This window comes from Methylomonas sp. (genome assembly GCF_023228165.1).
GTDB lineage: Bacteria > Pseudomonadota > Gammaproteobacteria > Methylococcales > Methylomonadaceae > Methylomonas.
In genome coordinates, this window is record NZ_JALOBS010000009.1 from 153,687 (window position 1) to 159,967 (window position 6,281).

4 protein-coding genes and 3 pseudogenes are annotated in these 6,281 nt (G+C 47.2%); 3 read left to right on the plus strand and 4 right to left on the minus strand.

Features of this window, described 5'->3' with window-relative positions; genetic code table 11:
* Positions 1-94 precede the first annotated feature (94 nt).
* Positions 95-520 carry a PAS domain-containing protein gene (locus tag M0R33_RS08900; protein ID WP_292567942.1) on the plus strand — a complete coding sequence of 142 codons (426 nt, stop codon included), beginning with the start codon at positions 95-97 and terminating at the stop codon, positions 518-520.
* Between the two features lie 12 nt (positions 521-532).
* Positions 533-931 (plus strand): annotated as a pseudogene (locus tag M0R33_RS08905) (PAS domain-containing protein); the annotation flags it as partial.
* Positions 932-1,160: 229 nt separating this feature from the next.
* On the opposite strand, the pseudogene M0R33_RS08910 reads toward M0R33_RS08905, so the two are convergent.
* Both M0R33_RS08910 and M0R33_RS08915 read right to left on the minus strand, forming a co-directional pair.
* Positions 1,161-2,529: pseudogene (locus M0R33_RS08910) on the minus strand (IS1380 family transposase).
* Positions 2,530-2,724: 195 nt separating this feature from the next.
* Positions 2,725-5,259 (minus strand): glycogen/starch/alpha-glucan phosphorylase, encoded by a 2,535-nt coding sequence (locus M0R33_RS08915; RefSeq protein WP_292567944.1) that lies wholly within the window; start codon positions 5,257-5,259, stop codon positions 2,725-2,727.
* Positions 5,260-5,476: 217 nt separating this feature from the next.
* Here M0R33_RS08915 and M0R33_RS24400 point away from each other — a divergent pair, with 217 nt between their 5' ends.
* Positions 5,477-5,572: a PAS domain-containing protein gene (locus tag M0R33_RS24400; RefSeq protein WP_366043439.1), complete on the plus strand. Its 96-nt coding sequence runs from the start codon at positions 5,477-5,479 to the stop codon at positions 5,570-5,572.
* A gap of 125 nt (positions 5,573-5,697) precedes the next feature.
* On the opposite strand, the gene M0R33_RS08920 is transcribed toward M0R33_RS24400, so the two are convergent.
* Positions 5,698-5,970: an ATP-binding domain-containing protein gene (locus M0R33_RS08920; protein ID WP_292567956.1), complete on the minus strand. Its 273-nt coding sequence runs from the start codon at positions 5,968-5,970 to the stop codon at positions 5,698-5,700.
* A 24-nt stretch (positions 5,971-5,994) separates the two neighbouring features.
* Positions 5,995-6,099: pseudogene (locus M0R33_RS08925) on the minus strand (hypothetical protein); the annotation flags it as partial.
* Positions 6,100-6,281 lie beyond the last annotated feature (182 nt).

Sequence of the window (6,281 nt, forward strand, 5' to 3'; positions counted from 1 at the left end):
GATCTAAATACCGGTTTTTTTTGCGAAAAACCAGCAACGCAGCTTACAAAATTTTTGGTGTTACCTGCTAGTCATAGCGGTTACCGGCATTTTGATGGCGCTAAATGTAAGTACTCGCCAGCAAGTCGAACAAGCTCTTCGGTTGAAAACAGAAGAGTTGGACGCTTATTTCAATAATGCCTTGGATTTGTGCTGTATTGCGGATATGCAGAGATACTTTCGTAAAATGAATGTTCGCTGGCAACAACTACTGGGCTATAGCGTAACCGAACTTAAAAGCAAACCCTTTTTAGAATTTGTGCATCCAGAGGATGTCCCTGCCACTAAAGAGGCCATGACAGTTCTTTCCGCGTCAACCTCGATGAATAATTTCGTGAACCGATATCGGCATCAAGACGGTTCATGGCGCTGGATTCAATGGAACGCTTGCCCTAAGGGAGATCTTATCTACGCTGCGGCCCGCGACATAACCGAGCAAAAAATTGCGGAAGACGAGCTACGCCTAGCCGCCTTGGTATAGCAAAATAGCAGCGAGGCCATGATGATCACCGACGAAGAAAATCGCATCATCTCCATTAATCCGGCCTTTACTACCTGCACGGGTTACACCACAATAGACGTCCTTGGCAAAAATCCCGGAATTCTCAGTTCCGGCAGACAATCACCGGCCTTTTACAAAGCCATGTGGCATGCGCTAAACACAACGGGCCGTTGGCAAGGCGAAATTTATAATCGGCGCAAAAATTCCGATACTTACATGGAATGGGTCATTATCAATACGGTTTTCAATGACGACGGCACGGTACATAGGCGGGTCGCACTGTTTTCCGATATTACCGAAAAGAAAAAATCCGAGGAACTCATTTGGTTTCAAGCCAATTACGACCCATTGACACACTTGCCGAATCGCCGCCTGTTTATTGATCCCTGAATCCGTGACTCCGCATATTGCCTGACATTTTATCTTGCTGCCTATTCCAAAATTCGCTTGGTTTAAAAGTGCGTTCCTTGCAATCGAGTTTGACGGCCGGAAATTTACCCTATTATCAGGCGCATTTTCCCGGGCGGGATAAAGTGGCTGGATTTTAAACGAAGGATTCTCTCACCGCTGTGTTTCGCAGTGATGGATTGCGGGCTGTCGATGCTGGATCAATCAGTCGCTAGCCGACGGCGAGTTTGGCGTAGGTGGCTTCAAAGGCGATGAAGCCGGGACAGGCCTGCGAGAACCGGAGTTTTAAACGGTGACCCGTACGAATGAGTCGCGCAGCCAGATACATGAGTTCCTGAATCACGGTTTTGATACGGCGCCGTTTGGCGGGATGCCGGATAGGACTTTGTTCACCGAGCAAGCCAATCAGGCCGATCCAGCGCAGGATATTGTACCCTGAAGGGCATAAATAGCTGTAAGCGCTGAGCGTCATGATCAGGTCATTGGTGGCGAATTTGCCGGACGGCAGGCGCTCGATATCCAGATCAGTTTTGAATTCGCTGTGGAATTGTTCGGCGGTGGCATGGTCGCGATAGAGGGCGATGATCCGTTCATCGTCATACTCGGCTGCATCAAGACTGCTCCACCAGCCTTCGATTTCGATGTCGGGCATCAGCAGCAGTTGGCCTTGCGGTGTCATCGTGCGCTCGGTAATTTGCACTTGTGCCCTGTGGATATGACCCGGCGGCAGGTATAGGTTTTGCCGTGTCGGCTGTGTTGTTCCATGACACTGAACAAGGCAACGCGTTTGCCTTCGCGCGGAGCAGTCCTTTCACCGCGTTGTTCCGCGTAGGCTAGTCAGGCGTCTTTATCCTGTTTGCGCGGATTCCATTTGATGATGAAATCCACCCGGTCGGCTGCGTGTAACACGATACGATTGTCGAGTGCATCATGACCGCCGTCCAAGCGCACCAGTAAAGGTAAAGCCGTCAAGCGTTTCGCCGCTGCCAGCTCGCGTTCCAGCGCATAGCGGAATTCATACTGGCAATGCTGCTTGCCTTCGCGCAGTTCATTGCCGATGCACCAACCTTCTTTGCCCAAGTAGAGGGCAATCGGGGCGTACCCATCAAAACCTTTATAGGTTCTGGAAACGCCTTCCTTACGGGTTTTTTCGTTGTTCATGGGGTAAACATCGATATCCAGCGCGACATGCCCGGTGGCAAACGGCGTCACCGGCACCTGGGCGTGGGCCAGAAAATCGATGTTGCTGTGATAAACGATCGGCAACAAGGCGTCGGCATGTTCGTCCAAGCGTTGTCTGAGACGGGCGCTGGACGGCACGTGCTGAATCGACAACGCGGCCTTGAAATAGTCGTCATTACGATGGTTTTCGATGGCTTCGAAATCGCTTTTGCCCAGACAAAGGGTGCCGATAGTGCTTTTGATAATATCCGCATGAGAATGCAGTGTGGTAGTGGAATGCCTTTTTCCAAGGCCTGATTAAGCTTGCCATACCGATTTAAACATAAACCGACCAAGGCTAATCCGGAATGGCTGGTATAAAATTCAGTTTCGGATTGATCCAGGATAAACCGCTGCATGACTCACTCGCTGGTTGAAAAATGGAATAGGCGTATTATCCAAAAATAGGCCTTCTAAATCATTAAGATAGGGGCATTTTCGGCTTTTTAAGTCACGGATTCAGATCAATCACTAAATTAGTAGACCTGTCTTGTATGCCACATACTAATTATGTTAGAGCAATACTTCGTGTAAATTCCAGAAGTTGCGATTAATCATAAAAAAGCTTGCATACTTTTTTTCACATCCTCTTGCGTTAACAAGTCAATCTTGACGGGGTTTACTTTCCAGATATCCCGAGAATATTCCTGGATAGTGCGATCGGAGGAAAACAAACTGCTACGGGCCACATTTAATATAGACATGCGTGTCCAATGTTCGGTATCTAGGTAAGCCAGACCTACTTGATTTTGGCAGTCGACAAATGACTGGTAATCAGCCAGCAGCATGTAGTTGTCACCCTGCAGTAGAGTGTTAACGATAGGTCTAAATAGTTCTCGATCGCCCCCCGAAAAATAGCCGTCTGAAATCAGATCTATAACGGCTTTAAGTTCGGGGTTGGAATGATAAATATCCATAGGGTTGTAACCCTGAGATTTAAGCGTTTGTACTTCGTCTGCATCCAAACCGAATAGAAAAAAGTTTTCCGCACCCACTTGTTCACGTATTTCAATATTTGCCCCATCCAGCGTACCAATAGTCAGTGCGCCATTCATGCAGAACTTCATATTCCCGGTGCCTGATGCCTCTTTGCCGGCCGTTGAAATTTGTTCTGATAGATCGGCTATAGGATAAATTCGCTGACCGTTGCTGACGTTGAAATTGGGCATGAAAACCACTTTCAATCTATCCCTGACGGCTGGGTCATTATTAATGACATCGCCCACAGAGGTAATGAGTTTGATGATCAGTTTGGCCATGTAATAACCGGGTGCCGCCTTACCGCCAAAAATAAAGGTACGCGGTACGAAGTCCTTATTGGGATTGGACTTCATGCGGTGATACAAGGAAATGATGTGCAAAACGCTGAGATGCTGCCGCTTGTATTCGTGGATACGTTTAACCTGAACTTCGAATAAGGACTGCGGATCGATGATGTAACCGGTGCTGTGGCGCAAATAGGAAGCAAAATCTTCTTTGATCGAACGTTTAATATAGCGCCACTCTGAACGAAATGACGGTTCTTCCGCAAAAGGTTCCAGTTGTTTTAAATGACTAAGTTCTTTGATCCAGGATTCACCAATGTTCTGCGATATAAGCTTGGTCAATTTAGGGTTAGATAAAGCCAGCCAGCGCCTGGGCGTTATACCATTGGTCTTATTGCTGAACTTTTCCGGCCACAGGGTATAAAAATCGGCTAACACGTCTTTTTTGAGCAATTCGGTGTGTAATGCCGCTACACCATTGATGGCATGACTGCCGACGCTGGCCAAATGCGCCATACGAATGTATCGCTCGCCGGCTTCATTGATCAACGACAAGCGAGCCAGACGTTCGGTGTCACCCAGAAAGCGGATTCTGACTTCATTTAGAAAACGGCTATTAATTTCAAGGATAATTTCCAAATGCCTGGGTAATATGCGTGCGAACAGATTCAACGGCCATTGCTCAAGGGCTTCCGGCAGCAAGGTATGGTTGGTATAGGCAAAGGTTTTTTGCGTGATGGCCCATGCCGAATCCCACTCCATGGCATGCTCGTCTACCAACAAGCGCATCAATTCCGGGATGGCAACCGCCGGATGGGTGTCGTTAAGTTGAACAGTGAATTTTTCGTGAAATTGCGTTAAAGGAATTTCCTGAACCTGCATGATGCGCAACATATCTTGCAATGAGCACGAAACAAAAAAATACTGCTGTTGCAGACGTAATTCTTTTCCTTGAATTTGCTCGTCGTTGGGATACAAAATCTTGGTGATGTTTTCAGAGACTAGTTTTTTTTGTACAGCGCCATAGTAATCGCCGCGATTAAAGTTACCTAGATCGAACGATTCGGTCGCCTCGGCTTTCCATAATCTGAGGGTATTGGCGGTATTGTTGTGGTAGCCCAGAATCGGGGTATCGTAAGGCGTGCCTAATACGGTCCAGCCAGGTATCCAGCGCACCCGCATCGTTTCTGTGGTATCCAGATAGGTTTCGGTATGTCCGCCCAGTTTGATTTCGACGGCCCATTCTGGGCGCTGAATTTCCCAAGGGTTGCCAAAACGCAGCCATTTGTCGGTTTTTTCTTCCTGCCAACCGTTGATGATTTCTTGCGCGAATATGCCGAACTCGTAGCGAATACCATAACCCAGCGACGGAATTTCAAGTGTCGCCATAGAATCCAGGAAACAGGCAGCCAGTCTGCCCAAGCCACCGTTTCCAAGCCCCGGCTCTACTTCTTGCCTCAATAGTTCGTCGTAGATTAAACCCAGCTCCGGAAGCACCTGACGCACCTGCTCCGCTATACCCAGATTGAGCAGGTTGTTCCCCAGATGCGGACCGAGTAGAAATTCGGCCGAAAAATACACTACGGTCCGCGCTTTCTGGCGGGTGTAAGTTTCAGCCGTGCTAATCCAACAATGCAACAAGCGATCCCGTACGGTGTAAGCTAAGGCCAAATAATAGTCATGTTGCGTAGCTAGCTCAGGAAATTTTCCCTGCACGTAGAATAAATTATCTAAAAAAGCGTGCTTTAAGGCTTCTTTGGAGAGGCCGGTATGAGGATCTTCTTCAGCCGCGTTTATGCTTTGGAGGGTAGCCTTGTCTTTCATAAGAAAATCACTGATTTAGATGGATTTATTAAAATCTGCAACCTTTAGGCCAGAAGTTTGCGCTGGTCATCTATACCGCGAAGACTTAGAAAACAAACCTTAAACCAATGACCTATAAAAACCCGAACATGAAAATGGTCACATTGCTTGCAAACCTTGGCGCACTATTTTTGTGCGAAATTTTCTGATGTGGTGCAAATGAGCGTGATGGGAGAATATAGATAAAGACGAGCTAGTAATATACTGGAACACTGACGCTGAAAAAATATTCGGCTCTGAAGCACAGATGGCAATTGGTAGAAATTTACATTAGGTTGCTACATTGAAGAGTTTTCGTGATTCGGCTCACACCCGACGGCCCCCATTCTTATTCAGGGTGCAGAGGACGCTATAGTCAGGCTCGGTTTAGCATATAGCGCCTTAAAGATAACTGTATGATTATTTTTGATTCAGCCTGGCGACCAAGTGTGTGATTCTACGTTGTGAGCGCTGATTTTTAACCGCCATCGCTAATGCTTTGGTTTGGGCAATCACCACAACGAGTTGTTTGCCGCGTGTTACACCGGTATAAAGCAGGTTTCGCTCCAGTAGCATGTAGTGTTGCATAGCCAGCGGAATGACCACGGCCGGGTATTCGGAACCTTGCGCTTTATGAATGCTGGTGGCATAGGCCAGGGCAATTTCGTCAAGATCGCTGAATTCATAATCCACCAACCGTTCATCAAATTGAATTTGGACCTGGCTTTCTTCAATGTCGATGCTTTTGATGATGCCAATGTCGCCATTAAACACATCCTTGTCGTAATTATTGATGCGCTGAATTACTTTATCACCGGGCGCATAGGTCGAGCCAAAGAATCATCAGAAGAATCATCAGGGTCAAATCAACAGGGTCAGGCCTTACAATTGACATTCACCCCCCGCGTCAAAATAGTTGTCGCCTCAAATTTTTAGAACCCTTTAAATTTGAGATAAAAAATGAATCTTTCCAAGAAACAGTATGCTGACGAGTTCAGAGAGCA